General features: G+C 62.7%; 16 protein-coding genes. 14 read left to right on the top strand and 2 right to left on the bottom strand.

From position 1 onward, the window contains the following. Window positions 1-312: 312 nt before the first annotated feature. From ACNKU3_RS07215 to ACNKU3_RS07185, 7 genes are all read left to right on the top strand, one after another. Complete coding sequence (locus tag ACNKU3_RS07215; protein WP_418258744.1) at window positions 313-960, top strand: TetR/AcrR family transcriptional regulator; 648 nt, start codon at window positions 313-315, stop codon at window positions 958-960. A 344-nt stretch (window positions 961-1,304) separates the two neighbouring features. Further along, window positions 1,305-2,549 carry a cytochrome P450 gene (locus ACNKU3_RS07210; protein ID WP_418258743.1) on the top strand — a complete coding sequence of 415 codons (1,245 nt, stop codon included), beginning with the start codon at window positions 1,305-1,307 and terminating at the stop codon, window positions 2,547-2,549. A gap of 39 nt (window positions 2,550-2,588) precedes the next feature. Further along, entirely contained in the window at window positions 2,589-3,353 is a 765-nt protein-coding gene (locus ACNKU3_RS07205; protein ID WP_418258742.1) for an SDR family NAD(P)-dependent oxidoreductase, read from the top strand. 34 nt (window positions 3,354-3,387) lie between these two features. Next, window positions 3,388-3,852, top strand: coding sequence for a hypothetical protein (locus ACNKU3_RS07200; RefSeq protein WP_418258741.1), 465 nt, complete (start codon window positions 3,388-3,390; stop codon window positions 3,850-3,852). Window positions 3,853-3,904: 52 nt separating this feature from the next. Further along, the gene (locus tag ACNKU3_RS07195) at window positions 3,905-4,672 is read left to right on the top strand and encodes an SDR family NAD(P)-dependent oxidoreductase (RefSeq protein WP_418258740.1); all 768 of its coding nucleotides are present in this window, start codon (window positions 3,905-3,907) and stop codon (window positions 4,670-4,672) included. Window positions 4,673-4,735: 63 nt separating this feature from the next. Continuing rightward, a complete protein-coding gene (locus ACNKU3_RS07190; RefSeq protein WP_418258739.1) occupies window positions 4,736-5,881 on the top strand; it encodes a hypothetical protein in 1,146 nt (381 codons plus the stop codon). Window positions 5,882-5,985: 104 nt separating this feature from the next. Beyond that, window positions 5,986-6,300 (top strand): zinc-binding dehydrogenase, encoded by a 315-nt coding sequence (locus tag ACNKU3_RS07185; RefSeq protein ID WP_418258738.1) that lies wholly within the window; start codon window positions 5,986-5,988, stop codon window positions 6,298-6,300. 49 nt (window positions 6,301-6,349) lie between these two features. Here ACNKU3_RS07185 and uxuA read toward each other — a convergent pair whose 3' ends face one another. Then, entirely contained in the window at window positions 6,350-7,528 is a 1,179-nt protein-coding gene (gene uxuA / locus ACNKU3_RS07180) for a mannonate dehydratase (RefSeq protein WP_418258737.1), read from the bottom strand. 1 nt (window position 7,529) lies between these two features. After that, window positions 7,530-8,438 carry a sugar kinase gene (locus tag ACNKU3_RS07175; protein WP_418258736.1) on the bottom strand — a complete coding sequence of 303 codons (909 nt, stop codon included), beginning with the start codon at window positions 8,436-8,438 and terminating at the stop codon, window positions 7,530-7,532. Window positions 8,439-8,628: 190 nt separating this feature from the next. Between ACNKU3_RS07175 and ACNKU3_RS07170 the strand changes: the two genes are divergently transcribed. The 7 genes from ACNKU3_RS07170 to ACNKU3_RS07140 all read left to right on the top strand — a co-directional run bounded on the left by ACNKU3_RS07170 (window position 8,629) and on the right by ACNKU3_RS07140 (window position 17,131). After that, the gene (locus tag ACNKU3_RS07170) at window positions 8,629-9,318 is read left to right on the top strand and encodes a FadR/GntR family transcriptional regulator (protein WP_418258735.1); all 690 of its coding nucleotides are present in this window, start codon (window positions 8,629-8,631) and stop codon (window positions 9,316-9,318) included. A gap of 10 nt (window positions 9,319-9,328) precedes the next feature. Further along, window positions 9,329-10,747: a glucuronate isomerase gene (gene uxaC, locus ACNKU3_RS07165; RefSeq protein ID WP_418258734.1), complete on the top strand. Its 1,419-nt coding sequence runs from the start codon at window positions 9,329-9,331 to the stop codon at window positions 10,745-10,747. 7 nt (window positions 10,748-10,754) lie between these two features. Continuing rightward, window positions 10,755-12,197, top strand: coding sequence for a mannitol dehydrogenase family protein (locus ACNKU3_RS07160; protein ID WP_418258733.1), 1,443 nt, complete (start codon window positions 10,755-10,757; stop codon window positions 12,195-12,197). Between the two features lie 13 nt (window positions 12,198-12,210). Then, window positions 12,211-14,343, top strand: coding sequence for a glycoside hydrolase family 2 TIM barrel-domain containing protein (locus tag ACNKU3_RS07155; RefSeq protein ID WP_418258732.1), 2,133 nt, complete (start codon window positions 12,211-12,213; stop codon window positions 14,341-14,343). A 72-nt stretch (window positions 14,344-14,415) separates the two neighbouring features. Then, complete coding sequence (locus tag ACNKU3_RS07150) at window positions 14,416-15,357, top strand: TRAP transporter substrate-binding protein (protein WP_418259029.1); 942 nt, start codon at window positions 14,416-14,418, stop codon at window positions 15,355-15,357. Next, window positions 15,354-15,839, top strand: coding sequence for a TRAP transporter small permease (locus ACNKU3_RS07145; protein ID WP_418258731.1), 486 nt, complete (start codon window positions 15,354-15,356; stop codon window positions 15,837-15,839). Before ACNKU3_RS07150 ends, ACNKU3_RS07145 begins: the two co-directional genes overlap by 4 nt. Then, window positions 15,836-17,131 carry a TRAP transporter large permease gene (locus ACNKU3_RS07140; RefSeq protein WP_418258730.1) on the top strand — a complete coding sequence of 432 codons (1,296 nt, stop codon included), beginning with the start codon at window positions 15,836-15,838 and terminating at the stop codon, window positions 17,129-17,131. Before ACNKU3_RS07145 ends, ACNKU3_RS07140 begins: the two co-directional genes overlap by 4 nt. The last annotated feature ends 38 nt before the right edge of the window (window positions 17,132-17,169 follow it).

The following is a 17,169-nucleotide window of genomic DNA, read 5'->3' as shown; positions in this document are numbered from 1 at the left end:
CGGTTCAGCGAGGCCAGCGGACCCTGGAGCCGGAATTGGTCGCTCCAAATCGCATATTTCAAGCGGGTTGCGTCGGTGCTAATATACACCGACCATTCGGTATGTTAATTAAACCGAACGGTCGTATGCTTATCAACAGGACCGACCATACACGACGACGAAATGTGCAGGTCAGCCAGAATGGTGGGTAGTGCGTACGCGTGGTTTGTGGCACCGGCATTCGACAGATTCCGAGTTTGGCGGCTCCCCGCGGTAACATCGGTCAGTGGCTTCGCTCACTAAGAAGTCTATCCCACTCACAGGTAGGACTCAATGGCAGCAGGTACCAAGGTCAAGAAACAGAAACGTTATGTCGAACGCCCGGACGTACGGCAAAAATTGCTGGACGCCGCCGAGTCAGTTGTGCGTGAAGAAGGCTACGCGGCGGCGACGGTGCGCCGAGTTTCCAGCCGCGCAGGAATGACCCATCAGGCGGTCTTTTACTACTTCGGCTCCCAGGATGAACTGTTGCTTGCGCTGCTACGACGCTCCAACCAGGCTTACTGTGACCGATTGAACGATGCGCTGCATTCAGACCACCCGATCAGGGGGCTTTGGGAACTCGTCAGTGACGAGAATTCGACGAGGCTCGGCCTGGAATTCATGGCGCTGGCCAATCACAACGAGACCATCCGGGAAGAAATCGCTGCCAATGCCATAGCCATACGCGCGCTGGAAACCGAAGCCATACAGAAACACCTTGAAGCGAGGGGCATTGTGCCGCGGCTGTCTCCCCAACTGGTTTCAATCCTTACCAACAGCCTGGCCCGCCTGGTCGTACAGGAGGCAACCCTGGGAATCCATGTCGGTCATGAGGAGGCGGAACGACTCGTCGACGAATCCCTGCGACATTTCGAATCTCGGGGAGATTCCAACAACGACGTGGAGCCCATTGTCGCATCAATGGCACCTTCGGAATAATCAGGCGGCTTGGCTAGATTTAGCAGAGCGCAGTCCTCCATGGCCCAATTGCCGATCGTGCAAGTCGGCTAAGATCCCGCAGTCATTTATCAGCCCCGGACCCTGTCTCGGATAAAGCAGCGGCCCGGTACATCAGCGCGCATCCGACAAAACCCAGGGGATTCGGGTGCAGCGTGATCCGATGGCGCACATCGACTATACCACTTGGTCTAATAAATAAACCATAAGGATTGACTTGGCTCGTTCTTGGCTCTAATGTGTGCCGCACGAAAAAACATCACACGCGTTTGCACGCTCCGCATGAAGTGGCTTTGAGAGTAATGACGATGACGAATTTCAGCGAAGTGGACTTTTTCCAGGCCCTCGACCTGGTAGAAAATCCTTATCCCTATTTTGAATACCTGCGCGAGCAGGGCCCGGTGGTCTACCTGCCCAAACACAATGTGATGGCGGTGACGGGTTACGAGGAGGGCGTGGCCGTATTGCGCGATCACGATACATTTTCTTCGATCAATTCGGCAACCGGTCCACTCCCTCCGCTGCCCTTCGAGCCGGAAGGCGACGACATCACTGAGCAGATCGCGAACTACCGCAGCGAAATGTCCTTCGGTTCCATGCTTGTGACGCAGGATCCTCCGGAGCACACCCGTTCGCGCTCGTTACTGGTCGGTTTACTGACCCCCAAGCGCCTGAAGGAAACTGAAACCTTTATCGCCAGCTCGGTACAGGCGTTGATCGACAAATTCATCGACAAGGGCAAGTTTGAGGCGGTCTCGGAATTTGCCCACCCGCTGGCAACCATGACCATCGCCGACATCCTCGGGGTTCCCCAGGAAGACCACGCGAAGTTCCTGCCGTTGTTCGGTCCGCTACCCGGACAGATCGGCGGTGACGAGCCGTTGGAGAACAATCCGATGGTCGAGGTTGGCATGCATTTCTTCAACTACATACAGGATCGTCGCGAAAATCCGCGCCCCGACATGATGACCCAGCTCGCCCAGGCGAGATACCGGGACGGCGAACTGCCCGATATTGTGGATATTGTCAGCCACGCCGCCGTCGTTTTCGGCGCGGGACAGGACACCACAGTCCGCCTGATCGCCGCGCTGATGAAGACGTTGGCAGAGAAGCCCGAGCTGCAGGCCCAGGTGCGAGCCGATCGCAGCCTGGTTCCGGCGGTGGTCGAGGAGGTGTTGCGGCTGGATGGCCCGACCAAGACCCATTTCCGCCTGGCCAAACGCCATGCCAGGGTCGGCGACCAGGACGTTGCGCCCGGCACCGTCATCATGTTGGTGCAGAGCGCAATGCGCCGGGACCCTCGTATGTTCGAGTCGCCGGATGAGTTTCGCCTGGACCGCAACAACCTTCAGACCCAGCTGGCTTTCGGCAAGGGTATCCACATGTGTATCGGCGCGGCGCTCGCCAGGGCTGAAGCCAAGCTGGCCGCTGAGCATATCCTCGATCGCACCTCGGATCTGCGCATCAACGAAGACAAGCACGGTGCGGCGGGCAATCGCCACTACGAATACGAGGCGAATTATACCCAGCGTGCGCTTTGCGAGGTGCATCTCGAGTTCAGCAAACAATAATCGAACGCGGTAAAACGCACGCCAAAGAGGAATGTGTCTATGGGAATCCTGGACGGAAAAGTCATCCTGGTGGCCGGTGCCGGCGGCATTGGTACCGGACTGGCGACGCGCTATGCGGCCGAAGGCGCCCGCATCGTGCTGGGGGATATCAATACAGCATCAGCAGAAGCCGCTGTAGCGGCAATCAAGGACGCGGGCGGTGAGGCCCTCGCCATACACCTGGACGGTTCGGACGAAGCCTCAGCGACGGCAGCGGTGGCCACCTGCGTAGAGACCTACGGCGGACTGGATGGACTTCACGCCAACTTCGCGTTTCTGGGCGACTGCGATCCCGGGGCCGGCATTCTTGAGCTGCCGCTGGAAATCTACGACGAGACACAGCGCATCAATGCGCGCGGCTATTACCTGTGCACGCGTGCTGCATTGCCCGCCATGATCGAGCGCGGAGCGGGGTCGATCGTGTACACCAGTTCCGCGGCCGCCAATGCGTCGACACCGGCACAGGTGGCGTACGCGATGAGCAAGGCGGCTGGCCAGGCGCTCATGCGGCATGTCGCCACGCGCTACGGCCAGTCGGGAATCCGGGCGAACACCATCGCCCCTGCGCTCACGCTGCATCCGGGTATTGCAGAGCTGGTTCCGCAGGAAATGATCGGATGGGCCCAGGCCGCCGCCGCGATCAAATCACGCGTGGGCAACCCCGAAGATATCGCCGCCATGGGTGCACTGCTTCTTTCGGACCAGGGCTCGTACATTACGGGCCAGGTAATCAGCATCGACGGTGGGACCACCATGCGGCCCTGAGCCGCTGTCACAGCATTAAACAGAGGAAAGGATGATGGTAGCTAAAGTATTTGAAGACATCGCAGAAGCGGCAGAGCGCTATACCGGTAATGCACGCACTGCGATTGAGTATGGCCTGTTCCAGAAGCGCCTGATGGATCGTTCCAAGGAGGCCGGCGACTACTCCCCGGACGAATGGCTCGGCCTCAAGGATTTCGTGACCGATGATTTCGAACGTGTGGGCAACTTCAAGGAAGTCATGACGTTCAACGATATGGTCGGATTTCTCCAGGCCTGGGCTCCGTCCCAGCACTGGGAGGGTTCCTTCAAGCGTGTATCCGAATATGACAACGTCGTATTCCTGGAGCTGGAGGAGAGGGTCAACCTCGGTGCTGAGCAGCAGGCTGTGAACTCCGTATCCGTCTACGAATTCGACGAGTCTGGCAAGATCCGACACCTCGACGTCTACCTCCAGGCCTCTCCCGGAGAGGCGGTCAAAGGCGAGGCATACGACAGATAGTCAGGGCTCCCGGACGGGCCGGGTAAACATTCGCAAGAATCAGGATTCGAATATGGATAAATTTTTAGAGGGTAAAACTGCTCTGGTGACCGGGGCTTCCAGGGGCCTTGGTCGCGCGGTTGCGGAGGACCTTGCCGAATTGGGTGCAGTGGTCGCTATCAATTATGCCAACAACGACGCAGCAGCAGAGGAAACACTTGCGGCGATCGAGGCTAAGGGTGGAAAGGCGTTTCTGATCAAGGGTGCGCAGGGGAGCTATGCCGCCGCGGAAGCTCTGGTTGCCGCGCTTGACGAGGGCCTTACCCAACGTACCGGCAGCAATGGCCTGGATATCCTTGTCAACAATGCGGGTGGCTCGCCGCAGGCCAACATCGAGAATACCACCGAGGAGCTGTTCAACAAGGTCATCGGCGATAACCTCAGCGGTCCGCTATACCTGACCAAGCTACTGAAGCCGCGAATTCGCCCGGGCGGCCGCGTTATATTCACCAGCTCGCTAGGCGCGCGTACAGCGCTGCCGGACTACGCGGTTTATGCTATCAGCAAATCCGCAGTGGAAAAGCTCACTGTCATCCTGGCCAAGGATTTTGGGCCGAGCAATATCACCGTGAATTGTGTCTCCCCCGGTCTCATCGCATCCGATGCCAATGCGGACATCCGGGCGAACGAGGACATCCGGACCTATCTTGAGCAGACAACCCCGCTACGGAGACTGGGTATACCTTCAGATCTTTCAGGGGTTGTGGTTTCACTGGTGTCCGACCGGATGGGATATGTCACGGGTCAGATCATCGAAGTTGCGGGTGGAATGTCGCTGTAAATTCACCCGGCGGCAGTGCGGTTTTCCTATTTCACATGACGATCAGAGCGGAGGGATTTGCCAGTGCTGGTAGAGAACCCGGAAGTGACACTTGAAGAAGATGCACATCTGTTACCCGAAGACGCGACAGAACACGCATTCATGGACTGGGGGTTCATGTGCCACCTGAGGGATCAGGAGGGGAACGACTACTGGGTCGACCTGGGAGTCGCGAAATTCAACAAACTGGGTACCTTCGGCGCCATGCCGTTTGGCAAGCAACCCATGGACATGTGGAATTTCGGCTGCCGCACGCACAAGGGCAGGGTGTTTACACCGGCGGGGACAATCTACAAGGTCGCTGATTTCGAGCAGGTAGTCAGTACCTCTTATCACCCTTTCCCCGGCGGCGCACTCAGTGTCGAGCGCGATGATGCGAATAACCGCGTTGTCGTAGAGATCGATGAATTTCACCTGGAATGCGACTGCACAGATCATACCTGGAAAGTCACCTGTTACGACAGGGAGATGGATATCCGTGCGGAATTGACCCATTACGGTGAAGGCTATCCCATGTGGTACGGGAAGGAAAAGCTGCACGTTTACGTCGACCACATGCGCGCCCAGGGCTACAACTGGGCGGGGCGTATCGAGGGTAGTTTGACCATCAAGGGCAAGGAAATAGCGGTAAAAGGGTTTGGTGGCCGCGAGCGCTTCTACTGCCCGGACCAGAGTAACGTCGAAGCCGGCGGCTGGTGCGATCTTGTAATGTTTTACTTCGACCAGTTGCAGGGCAACCTGTGCGAAATGAAGCTCAGCCAGGACAAGGACTTGTCCCTGTATCTCTTCGATGAAGGGCAACACTTCGCGGTCGGCGAATTCAATATCGAACACGACGACTGGGCTTATCTCGCCCAGATCGGGACCTTTATTCCTACCACGTACAGGATAACCGCTCGGGTCGAAGCGGGAACTTTGGAAATGCTGGGGAAAGTGTGTGGTTGTAGTTGTTTGACCCAGGGCCAGGATCTGCAAGCCGATGTACCCAACCTCATGCTCGACATGGATCTGGTAGAGGGGAGCTTTACCTATGAATCCGGAAAAAGGATAGAGCTCACCGGCGGTTTCTGCAGCTCCAACGTTGTACTGTGGAAGGCATACCCGTCCACGTTCCTCAGCTTGGGCAATCACTTAAATTACACACCTGGATTGAAGCCGACGCTGACCTGACGGCTGATGGGCTCCCCGGCTCATATAACAGGGTCTTCACCCCAAGCCGCTGCAGCCAGTGCCTGACCGCAATCGCAGTTAATTCCGAGCCGTTGTCTGATCGAATGTGCTCCAGTGGCCCGTACTGCAGAAATTGCTGGCCATTGTCTCCAGGGCCACCCCGTGGTTCATCTTCTGCTCGGTCCGGAAAAATAGTCGGCGCCGACAGGATCATCGGCGTGAATATTAATGATGATCGCAAGGAACTGACCGCGAAATTCGGTAGGTCGAACTTCGTCAATCCGAATGATGTCGAGGGCGACCCTGTTGCTCATCTTGTGGAACTGACAGGTGGGGGTGCGGACTACAGTTTCGAGTGTGTGGGTTTTGTAAACCTGATGGCCAGGGGAGAATCCATACGCCGCGTGGTGATGTACTGACGTCTGCGATTGGCGGTTGCTCGCACTATCAGCGCTTTGCGTACCACACTCAGTTGCGGAGTGATTCCAGCGCGTGAATCACCCCGCGCAATTCCGCCAGTCCCTTCAGTCGCCCGAGGTAGGAGTAGCCGGGCCGCACGCCCGCCTGTCCCAGTTCCTCGCCCATCAGGTGCCCGTGGTCCGGGCGCATGGCGATACGGTCGCTGCGGCCACTGGCCTGCCGGGCGCGCTCTTCGTCGAGCAGCGCGCCGATCAGACCGACCATGTCGTTGTCGCCGTCCAGGTGATCGGATTCGTAGAAAGAGCCGTCTTGCTCACGGCGAATGTTGCGCAGATGGACGAAGTGGATGCGCGGGCCAAACTCGCGCGCCATGGCGACAAGGTCGTTGTCGCCGCGGGCGCCGAATGAACCGGCGCACAGGGTCAGGCCGTTGCTGTCGCTGGGCACCGCTTCCAGCAGGGTGCGCGCGTCGTCGGCGGTGGAAACCACCCGCGGCAGGCCGAACAGGGAGAAGGGCGGGTCGTCCGGGTGGATGCACATGCGCACGCCGGCGGTCTCGGCCACGGGGACGATTTCGCGCAGGAAATCCAGCAGGTTGGCGCGCATGCCGTCCTCGCCCAGTGCGATGAACTGGGCGATGGCATCGCGAATGCCTTCACGGTCGTAGCTGCCTTCGCCGCCGGGCAGCCCGGCTATGATGTTTTTCTCCAGCAGGTCGCGCTCGGTATCGCTCATGGCATCAAAACGCTGTTTCGCCCGCGCCAGGATGTCCGGCGTGTAGTCCTGTTCGGCGTTGGCGCGCTGCAGCAGGTAGACGTCGTAGGCGGCGAAATCGGTGATCTCGAAGCGCAGCGCGCGCGAGCGGTTGGGCAGGGTGTAGTCGAGGTTGGTGCGGGTCCAGTCGACCACCGGCATGAAATTGTAGCAGACGACCTGCACGCCCGCGGCGCCGAGGTTGCGCAGGGTCTCGCAGTAATTGTCGATATGGCGCTGGTAGTCACCGCTGCGGGTCTTGATGTCATTGTGCAGGGGTACGCTCTCTACCACGGACCAGTTCAGTCCGGCCTCCTCGATTTCGCGCTTGCGCAATTCGATTTCTGCCAGCGGCCAGACCTCGCCGGTGGGAATGTGGTGCAGCGAAGTGACCACGCCGGTTGCCCCGGCCTGGGCGATCCGCTCCAGGGTGACCGTGTCGTCCGGTCCGAACCATCGCCATGTCTGCAGCATGCTAGTTGTACTCCTCGAATTCAAAAGCCTGGCGCGCGATGATCGCGCCGCGATGTTGCACCACAGCCGCCGCCAGCGCCTGGCCTGCGCGAATGGCGGCGTCGATTACCTGTCCGCGCAGCCGTCCGGCGAGATAGCCCGCATTGAAGGCGTCGCCGGCACCTGTAGTATCCACGGCGGAAACTGGCTGTGCCGCGCACACCGCGGCCTGCTCGTCGCAGAAGCCGTGTGCGCTGAGGTCTGGCGCCTTGATGACCAGCTCCCGAACACCGAACTGCCGGTGAAAACTTGCGCATTGGCCGACGTCGTTTATGCCCCACAACTGTGACTCGTCGTCGAGCGTCGGCAGTACGATATCGCACAGCGGCAGTACTGCCTCGTAACATGAACGCGCCTGTTGCGGTTCCCGCCAGAGGGCAGGGCGGTAGTTCGGATCGAAGGCGATGCGGGTACCGGCTTCGCGCAGGCCCCGCAACACCTCCACCAGGTTGTGCAGGCCGCTGCGGCACACCGCCAGGGTGATGCCACTGAAGTAGAACGCGTCTCCGGCTGGCACCGACGGCGGGGTGTCGAAAGTCTCTCGCGCCGGGCTGTGATCCCGCCAGTAGCTGAAGCGGCGCTCGCCGGTCGGGTCGTTGTCGATCAGGTAGAGACCCGGCTGCCGGCCGGGAACAGCCAGGATGAGGCTGTCGTCGATACCCTCGTCGCGCAGGGCGGCGAGGATATGCGTCGAGGCGGGGTCGGCGCCCAGGCGGGTCAGGTAGCTCACCTGGCAGCCCAGCCGCGACAGGTAGACCGCGGTGTTGAAGGTGTCACCCGCGATACCACGGCGATAACAGTCCGGTTCCCCGGTCGGGGCGAACTCCAGCATCACCTCGCCGGCGCAGCAGATTGTGGGTCTGTCGGGCACTCCCGGTTCCTCGTGACTGACTCGTCGTGACTTGACAGTGGGGTGGCCACTCTGTCTAATTGGCCTGACCACTTTACCAGAGGCGAGTCTGCACCAGCGCTCGCCAGAGCGCAAGTACGGTCGATACCTCTGGGTTTTCCATCGATAGCATGGCCGGGCCCCGGGCACGATAAGAAATCAAGTGAGCTGAATGCAGATCAAGACTGTAAAACCGCAGCGCCTTTACATGCAGGTCGCCGATCAAATCCGGCGTTCGATTCGCACCGGCACGCCGGCACCGGGTGAGCGCCTGCCCTCGGAGCGCGATCTCGCCGAGCGCTTCGGCGTCAGCCGCCCGACCATCCGCGAGGCGATGATCGCGCTGGAGATCGCCGCGCTGGTGGAGATTCGCTCCGGCTCCGGGGTGTACGTTGCCGCCACCGATTCCGCCGCCGGTCAGCCGGTGCTGGACCAAGGCGCGGGGCCCTTCGAGATACTCGAGGCACGGCGTGTGGTCGAGGCCGAGTGCGCCGCACTGGCGGCGCAGCGCGCGTCCAGCGCGCAACTCGCCAGGTTGGCGGAACTGCTGGAAGAGATGGCCGCGGAGAACCTGCAGGAGAACATGACCGAGGCCGCCGACCAGCGCTTTCACTGCCTGATCGCCGAGGCGGCGGGCAACTCCGTACTGGCTTCCACCGTGGACTGGCTCTGGCAGTTGCGCAACGACTCGGTGATCAGCACCCACTTCCACCAGCGTGTGCGGCTGGAGGGCAGCCGGCCGATTATCGAGGACCACCAGCGCATCCTCGGCGCGCTGCAATCGCGCGACGCCGCGGCGGCAAGGGATGCGATGACCGTACACCTGCAGCGTGTGGTCGATACGCTGATGGCGGCGGAGTGAGGGGGCGGCATTGAGCGACGAACCCGTACTGCACCCGCAGCGCCTGTTCGCCAGTTGCCCGCGACAGCGGGCGATTGCAACGGAGCTTTACGAGGCGGTGCGCGCACTGCCCATCGTCAGCCCCCACGGCCACACCGACCCGCGCTGGTTCGCCGACAACCAGCCCTTCGCCAATCCCGCCGAGCTGCTGGTGCAGCCGGATCACTACCTGTTGCGCATGCTCTGCAGCCAGGGCCTGCGCCTTCCCTCGCTGGGCATTGCTCCCGCGGCTGGGGACGAGGCAGTCGAGCGCGACCCGGCACAGGTCTGGCAGCGTTTCGCCGGTCACTACCACCTGTTTCGCGGCACGCCGTCGCGCCTGTGGATGGACCATGTGCTGGTTGAAGTGTTCGGTATCGACCAGCCGCTGTGCGCGGCGAACGCGCAGGAAATCTACCGCCGCATCGACGCGGCGCTGCAATCGCCGGAATTTTTGCCGCGCGCGCTGTTCGAGCGTTTCAATATCGAGGTCATCGCCACCACCGAATCGCCGCTGGACCCGCTCGACGCGCACCGCAAACTCGCCGGCGATCCCTGGCATGGCCGCGTGATCACAGCTTTCCGACCCGACCCGGTGCTGGACCCGGAGTACGAGGGCTTTGCCGCCAATGTGCAGCGGCTGGGCGAACTGGCCGGCGAGGATTGCGGCACTTACCGCGGCTACCTGGCGGCGCTGCGGGAGCGGCGCGCCTGGTTCAAGGGCTTCGGCGCGACCTCCACCGATCACGGTCATCCCAGCGCGCGCACCGAGGACCTGTCGCCCGCCGTGTGCGAGCAGCTCTACGCGGGGGCGCTGCAAGGCTCGCTGACGCCGGAGGAGGCCGAGCGCTTCCGCGGCCAGATGCTGACCGAGATGGCGCTGATGTCGCTGGACGACGGGCTGGTGATGCAACTGCACCCCGGTGTCTACCGCAACCACAATCCGCGGCTGTTTGCCGCGTTCGGACGCGACCGCGGCGCGGACATCCCGCTGCCCTGTGAGTTCGTGCGCAACCTGAAACCACTGCTGGACCGGGTGGGTGACGAACCCGGTTTCCGCCTGATCCTGTTCACCCTTGACGAGACCACCTACGCACGGGAACTCGCGCCACTGGCCGGCCACTATCCGTCGCTGCTGGTCGGTCCGCCCTGGTGGTTCCACGACAGCCCCGAGGGCATGCTGCGCTACCGCCAGCAGATCACCGAGACCGCCGGTTTCTACAACACCGCCGGCTTCAACGACGACACCCGCGCATTTCTCTCGATACCCGCGCGGCACGACGTGGCCCGGCGTATGGACTGTCGCTTCCTCGCGCAGCTGGTGGCGGAACACCGCTTGCGCATGGACGAGGCCCGCGAGCTGGCAGCGGAACTCGCTTACCACCTCGCCAAGCGCGCCTACCGGCTCTGAGGATAGCGTGGAACGCCTGAGCACCGAGTCACTGGCCGACCTGGCGGACAAGGTCATCACCCCCGCCTACGATCGCGCCGCCCTGCGGCCCGGCATCCTGCACCTTGGCCTCGGCGCCTTTCACCGTGCGCACCAGGCGGTGTATACCGACACCGCCCTGCGCCTTGGCGGCGGTGACTGGGGCATTATCGGCGTGTGTATGCGCGGCGACAGCGTGGCGCGCCAGCTGCGTCCGCAGGACCTGCTGTACTCGGTGTGGAGCCGGGGAGGCGACGGGGACCAGCTGCGGGTGATCGGCGCGCTCACCGGCGTGATCGTCGCGCCCGAGGAACCCGCCGCGCTGGATGCCGCCTTCGCCGACCCCGGCATTCGCATCGTCACCCTGACCGTGACGGAAAAAGGCTACTGCCTCGACGGCGACGGACTGGATACCGAACTGCCCGCGGTGCGCGCGGACCTGGCCGCGCCGGAGCTGGCGCGCACCGCGATCGGCATTCTCGCCCGCGGCCTGGCCCGCCGCTATGACAGCGGTGGGGCGCCGCTGACCGTGATCAGCTGCGACAACCTCGCGGAAAACGGCGCGCGGCTGGCGCGGGCCCTGCGCAGTTACGCCGCGATTGCCTGGCCCCACCTGTTGGACTGGCTGGACAGTTCGGTGCGCTTCCCCTGTTCCATGGTCGATCGCATCGTGCCGGCCATGGATGCGGCGGGCCGCGAACGCCAGGCGCAGCGGCTGGGGCTGTGGGACGAGGCGGCGGTGGCCACCGAACCCTTCACCCAGTGGATCATCGAGGAGCGCTTTGCCGCGGGCGTACCAGACTGGGCCGCGGCGGGCGTGCGCCTTGTCGCGGACATCCGCCCCTATGAAGCCATCAAGCTGCGCCTGCTCAACGCCGCGCACTCGGCGATCGCCTACGCCGGCCTGCTCGCAGGACTGGAAACCGTCGCCGACGTCATGGCCGATGCCAGGTTGCGCGAATTTATCGAGCGCCTGATGCGCGAGGAGCTGGCACCCGCCCTGGTTGTCCCTCCGGGTTTCGACCTGGACGCCTACCGCGAGCAACTGCTGCAGCGCTTCGCCAATCCACACCTGCAGCACCGCTGCGCGCAGATCGCCATGGACGGTACGGAAAAAATCCGCCAGCGCTGGTTGCCCACGCTGGCAACCCTGCCGGCGGATACCCTGTTATTGCGCGCGCTGGCGGCCTGGTGTCACTACGTGCTGTGCACGGGGCTGGCGCTGGAAGACCCGCGCAGCGCGGCACTGACGCAGCTGCGCAACAGCGACGCACCACTCGCATCGCGCCTGGCGGACTTGCTTGCCTGCCTGGGCCTGGCGGCGACGGACATTCCGGCGCAGATGACAACGCTGCTGCAGCACTGCCAGTCCCTGGCAGAGGGCGGCCCCGATGCGCTACTGGCGATTCCGGAATTCACGCATAAAGAATAAAACGAGGTACGACATGAAAATTACCGGACACTGTTTGCTCACTGCGCTGCTGGCGCTGGCTTCCGGTCCGCTGCTGGCGGCCCAACCCACGCCCGGCGAGGACGCCGCCGCTGCCCAGAAAGCGCGGGTGGCGTCGATGTTGACCGGGGAGGAGGGTGAGAAGCACGACGTCTCGGAACTGTTTGGCGGGCTGGTCCAGGATCTGCCGTCGCCGGACCCGTTGATGACCAACGTCGACGGGCGCGCGCACCAAACACTGAACGGTGCGTGGAATGTCGTGGTCGACGAGCACAGTATGGGGGCCAAGGGTCTGTTCGGCACCGCCTACTATACGCCGCCGGAACCGCAGACCGGCATGGAACTGGTCGAGTTCAGCTTCGACCCGCGCCGCCAGTTGGAGGTTCCCGGCGACTGGAACACCCAGGACGAGCGCCTGTACCGCTACCGCGATATCGTCTGGTACCAGCGCGATTTCGACCTGCAGAAGGCTGCGGGCAAACGCTATTACCTGCATTTCGACGGCGTCAATTACAAGGCGCATGTCTACCTCAATGGCAAACCCCTGGCCACCCACCGCGGTGGTTACACGGCCTTCAACGTGGACGTCACCGACGCCGCGAAAGACGGCAGCAACTACCTGGTGGTGCGAGTGGATGCCTACCTGGACGATTCCACCATCCCGACCAAGCGCACCTCGGATTTCTTCAAGTACGGCGGGATCATTCGCGACGTCGACCTGGTGACGGTCCCGGCGACCTACGCGCGGCAATACCAGTTCTACCTCGCCGACCTCGCCAGCGGTCGCGTCGATGGCTGGGTGCAACTCGATGGCCCGCAGGCAGCCAACCGCGAAATAAAGGTCGATATCGACGAGGCCGGGGTGCACACCAGTGCCCGCACCGACGCCAATGGCCGCGCGACTTTCAGCTTCACGGCGAAGCTGGACCTGTGGTCGCCGGAACATCCCCGCCTGTACGACGTGGCGGTGAGCGACGGCGATGAGCAGGTGGTGGATCGCATCGGCTTCCGCACCATCGCCATCGAGGGCAAACAGATCCTGCTCAACGGCAAGCCCGTCTACCTGCGCGGCGTTGCCCTGCACGACGAATCCATCCTCAAACCCGGCATGGCCAACGACCGTGCCGACGCCGAGGCCAGCCTGGGCCTGGCCAGGGAACTCAACGCCAACTACGTGCGCCTGGCGCACTACCCGCACAACGAACACACCCTGCGGGTAGCGGACGAACTGGGCCTGATGGTGTGGAGCGAAATCCCCATCGTCTCGCTGATCGACTGGGCCAACCCGGATACCCTGCAACAGGCGCTGGGCATGGTCAGGGATAACATCGACCGCGACCGCAACCGCGCCTCCATCGTCTTCTGGTCCGTGTCCAACGAGAGCATGCCGCAATCACCGGAACGCCTGGCGTTCCTGACGCAACTGGCGGAGCAGGCGCGCAGCCTGGATGAAAGTGCCCGCCCGATCGCCTCGGCGCTGGTGGGCGACCCCGCCGAGTTCAAGGAGATCCTCAAGCGCCTGGTCGCCGAGCTGCTCTTCGACCCGCAGGTCACCGACCCGAAGGTGAAACAGCAACTGGCGGGCATGGCGAAGAAAATGATCGGCGACGATGACGCGGTGCAAAAGGTCCTGCACGGTGAACTGGAGGTCATGCTGCGCGACCCGCTGGGCGAGGTCGTCGACCTGATCGGCTACAACGAGTACTTCGGCTGGTATTACTCCGCCGGCCTGTCTCGCGTGCTGCCGGTGGACGAGGCGACCACCCGCCGCACCATGCTGAACATCATGAAGGACGTGCGCTTCCGCAACGCCTTCGGCAAGCCTATCGTGATCTCGGAGTTTGGTGCCGGCGCGAAGAAGGGCTTCGTCTCCGAACACGGTCCGGGTGCCATCTGGTCGGAGGAGTACCAGGCGAAGGTCTACGAGAAGCAACTCGACATGCTCGGCCGCAGCGATTTCGTCCAGGGCATATCCCCTTGGGTACTGAAGGACTTCCGCTCCGCCATGCGCCCGCTCAACGGCATCCAGGAGTTGTACAACCGCAAAGGCCTGGTATCCGAGACCGGAGAACGCAAGCAGGCTTTCTTCGTGTTGCGTGATTTCTATGCGCAAAAATCCGGGAAATAGACCCGGGTGAGCTGCCCGCCGCTGGGAGTCAGCCGCAAGCAGTTCCTGCGCGGCCTGCTGACGGGCGCTGCGCTGCCAGCGCTCGCCGCCTGCGGCATTCGCGGCGCGGATGCGCTGCGCCTGAAGCTCGCCCACGGTCTGGACACCAACCATCCGGTACACAAGGCCATGGTCTACATGGGTGAGGTACTCAGTGAGCAGTCCGGCGGGGCGATGCAACTGGATATCCATCCCGCCGGGCAACTGGGCGCCGAGCGCGACCTGATCGAATTGCTGCAGGTGGGCAGCATCGCCCTGACCAAGGTCTCCGCCAGTCCGCTGGAGAGCTTCGCGCCGGCAATGAAGATCTTCAGCGTGCCCTACGTGTTTCGCGACGCCGCGCACTTCCAGCGTTTCCTTGACAGCGAGCACGGCAGGGCCTTGCTGTTGTCGCTGGAGCAGGTGCGTCTGCGCGGACTCGCCTATTACGACGCCGGCAGCCGCAGCTTCTATACCACGCACCAGCCGGTGCATACGCCCGCCGACCTCGCCGGGCTGAAAATCCGCGTACAGAAAAGCAAGACCTCGGTGCAGATGATCCAGGCGCTGGGCGCCGCAGCCACCCCGATCGCCTGGGCGGAATTATATACGGCGCTGCAGCAAGGCATCGTCGACGGCGCGGAGAACAACCCGCCGAGTTTTTATTTGTCGCGACATTTCGAGGTGGCGCGGTATTTCAGCCTCGATGAACACACTTTCGTACCCGACGTGCTGATGGTGAGCAGGCACGTCTGGCAGAGCCTTTCGCCGCCGCAGCAGACCTGGTTGCAGGCCGCGGCGGATGCCTCTGCGCAATACGAACGCGAACTGTGGCGGGTAGCGACACAGGAAGCGATGGCCGCAGTGAAATCGGCGGGGGTGGAAATCATCCACCCGGACAAGGCGGCTTTCCGCGCTGCGGTGGAGCCCATGTACGCCGCCTGGGGCGGTACGCCACTGGGCGACCTCCTGAGCACTATCCGGGGGATGCCGTGAGTTTCCGCCGAATCATCACCCCCGTGGATGCCGTGTTGCAGCGCGTGCTGGCGCTGTTGATGCTGCTGTTGGTGGCCTGCGTCACCTGGCAGGTGGTGTCGCGTTACCTGCTCGGCGATCCCAGTTCCTGGACGGAGGAGCTGGCGCGCTACCTGCTGGTGTGGATTGGCCTGCTCGGCGCAGCCTATGCGTACGGCTGCCGCGCACACATGGCCATCGACTTGCTGGAAGGACGCCTGGGCAAATCCGCCAGGGCGGTGCAGCGCGCGGTGATCGCGCTGCTGGTGCTGGTTTTCGCACTGCTGGTATCGGTGCTCGGGGGGGGCAGCCTGGTCGCGTTGACCTGGGAGCTGCAGCAGGTATCCGCAGCCATGGGTGTGCCGATGGCGCTTGTCTACACGGTGATTCCGCTGAGCGGGCTGCTGGTAGCGCTGTACGCCTGCGCCGAGATCAACGATGCCCTGCGGAGTGATGTGCGATGAGTTTCCTGCTGCTGTGCGCGACACTCGCCCTGTTGCTGGCCATCGGCGTACCCATTGCCTTCGCACTTGGCCTGGCGACCCTGTGCACCATGTTGCTGTCCGTGGATCCTGTCCCGGCGCTTACCACCATGGCCCAGCGCATGGCAGGGGGGATCAACAGTTTCGCGCTGCTGGCCATTCCGCTGTTCATCCTGTCCGGCAACCTGATGGCCCGTGGGGGAATCGCGCGGCGTCTGGTGAATTTCGCCCGCGCGCTGGTCGGTGCGCTGCCCGGAGGTCTTGCGCTGGTCAACGTGGTTGCCTGCACCCTGTTCGGCGCAATCTCCGGCTCAGCCATTGCTGCTACCTCTGCGGTGGGTGGCGTGATGATCGACGAGATGCGCCGGGAAGGTTACGGCAGGGCATTCGGGACCGCGCTGACCGCTGCGGCCTCGACCACGGGCATGCTGATCCCGCCCAGCAATATCCTGATCGTCTACGCGGTGGCCAGCGGCGGGGTGTCTGTCGCGGCGCTGTTCCTGGGTGGTTATGTTCCCGGCGTCCTGCTGGCGCTGGCGTTGATGGGCGTGTGCCTGTTGTACACGCGGCGCGCCGGACTGCGCGGCGGGCCCCGCTCGTCGGCCGCGGAAGTTGCACACGCCAGTTTCTCGGCCCTGCCCAGCCTGATGCTGATCGTACTGGTCATCGGCGGCATCGTCGGCGGCGCCTTCACCGCCACAGAGGCCGGCGCCATCGCGGTTATCTATGCGTTCGTCCTGGCAGTGCTGGTCTATCGCGAGGTGGCGCCGGGAGAAATCGCGGGCATCCTGCTGAAGTCAGCAGAGACCACGGCGGTGGTCATGCTGCTGATCGCGACCTCGACATGCCTGTCATGGATTCTCGCCTACGAGAACATACCCCAGTTGATCAGCGAGACGCTGCTGGGGTTTTCCGACAATCCCTTGCTCATCCTGCTGATGATCAACTTGGTGCTCCTGCTGGTCGGCGCCTTCATGGATATGACTCCGGCAGTGTTGGTGTTCACCCCTATATTTCTGCCCGTGGCGACAGCACTGGGAATGTCGCCACTGCACTTTGGCATCATGCTGGTGATGAACCTGTGCATTGGCCTGTGCAGCCCGCCGGTGGGCAGCCTGTTGTTTGTCAGCAGTGCGATAGGTGGTACCCGCATCGGCGAAATCGTGCGCCCGCTGTTGCCGATGTACCTGGCGATGTTCCTCGCCCTGATCGTGGTGACGTATGTGCCGGAAACCGCCCTGTGGCTGCCGCGCCTGTTCGGGCTGGCAGACTGAGAAGCTGGAAATCCTGAATGAAAGGGGGCGCCGATCCG

It is taken from the genome of Haliea sp. E17 (assembly GCF_048323675.1).
GTDB lineage: Bacteria > Pseudomonadota > Gammaproteobacteria > Pseudomonadales > Halieaceae > Mangrovimicrobium.
The sequence above is the reverse complement of the archived record's forward strand: the minus strand, read 5'-3'. Positions and strand labels throughout refer to the sequence as shown.

What these genes read in the sequence shown, in the direction of transcription:
- ACNKU3_RS07215 (WP_418258744.1), top strand. Translation starts at nt 313, where the DNA reads ATGGCAGCAGGTACCAAGGTCAAGAAACAGAAACGTTATGTCGAACGC.
- ACNKU3_RS07205 (WP_418258742.1), top strand. Translation starts at nt 2,589, where the DNA reads ATGGGAATCCTGGACGGAAAAGTCATCCTGGTGGCCGGTGCCGGCGGC.
- ACNKU3_RS07200 (WP_418258741.1), top strand. Translation starts at nt 3,388, where the DNA reads ATGGTAGCTAAAGTATTTGAAGACATCGCAGAAGCGGCAGAGCGCTAT.
- ACNKU3_RS07195 (WP_418258740.1), top strand. Translation starts at nt 3,905, where the DNA reads ATGGATAAATTTTTAGAGGGTAAAACTGCTCTGGTGACCGGGGCTTCC.
- ACNKU3_RS07185 (WP_418258738.1), top strand. Translation starts at nt 5,986, where the DNA reads ATGTGCTCCAGTGGCCCGTACTGCAGAAATTGCTGGCCATTGTCTCCA.
- uxuA (WP_418258737.1), bottom strand. Translation starts at nt 7,528, where the DNA reads ATGCTGCAGACATGGCGATGGTTCGGACCGGACGACACGGTCACCCTG.
- ACNKU3_RS07170 (WP_418258735.1), top strand. Translation starts at nt 8,629, where the DNA reads ATGCAGATCAAGACTGTAAAACCGCAGCGCCTTTACATGCAGGTCGCC.
- ACNKU3_RS07155 (WP_418258732.1), top strand. Translation starts at nt 12,211, where the DNA reads ATGAAAATTACCGGACACTGTTTGCTCACTGCGCTGCTGGCGCTGGCT.
- ACNKU3_RS07140 (WP_418258730.1), top strand. Translation starts at nt 15,836, where the DNA reads ATGAGTTTCCTGCTGCTGTGCGCGACACTCGCCCTGTTGCTGGCCATC.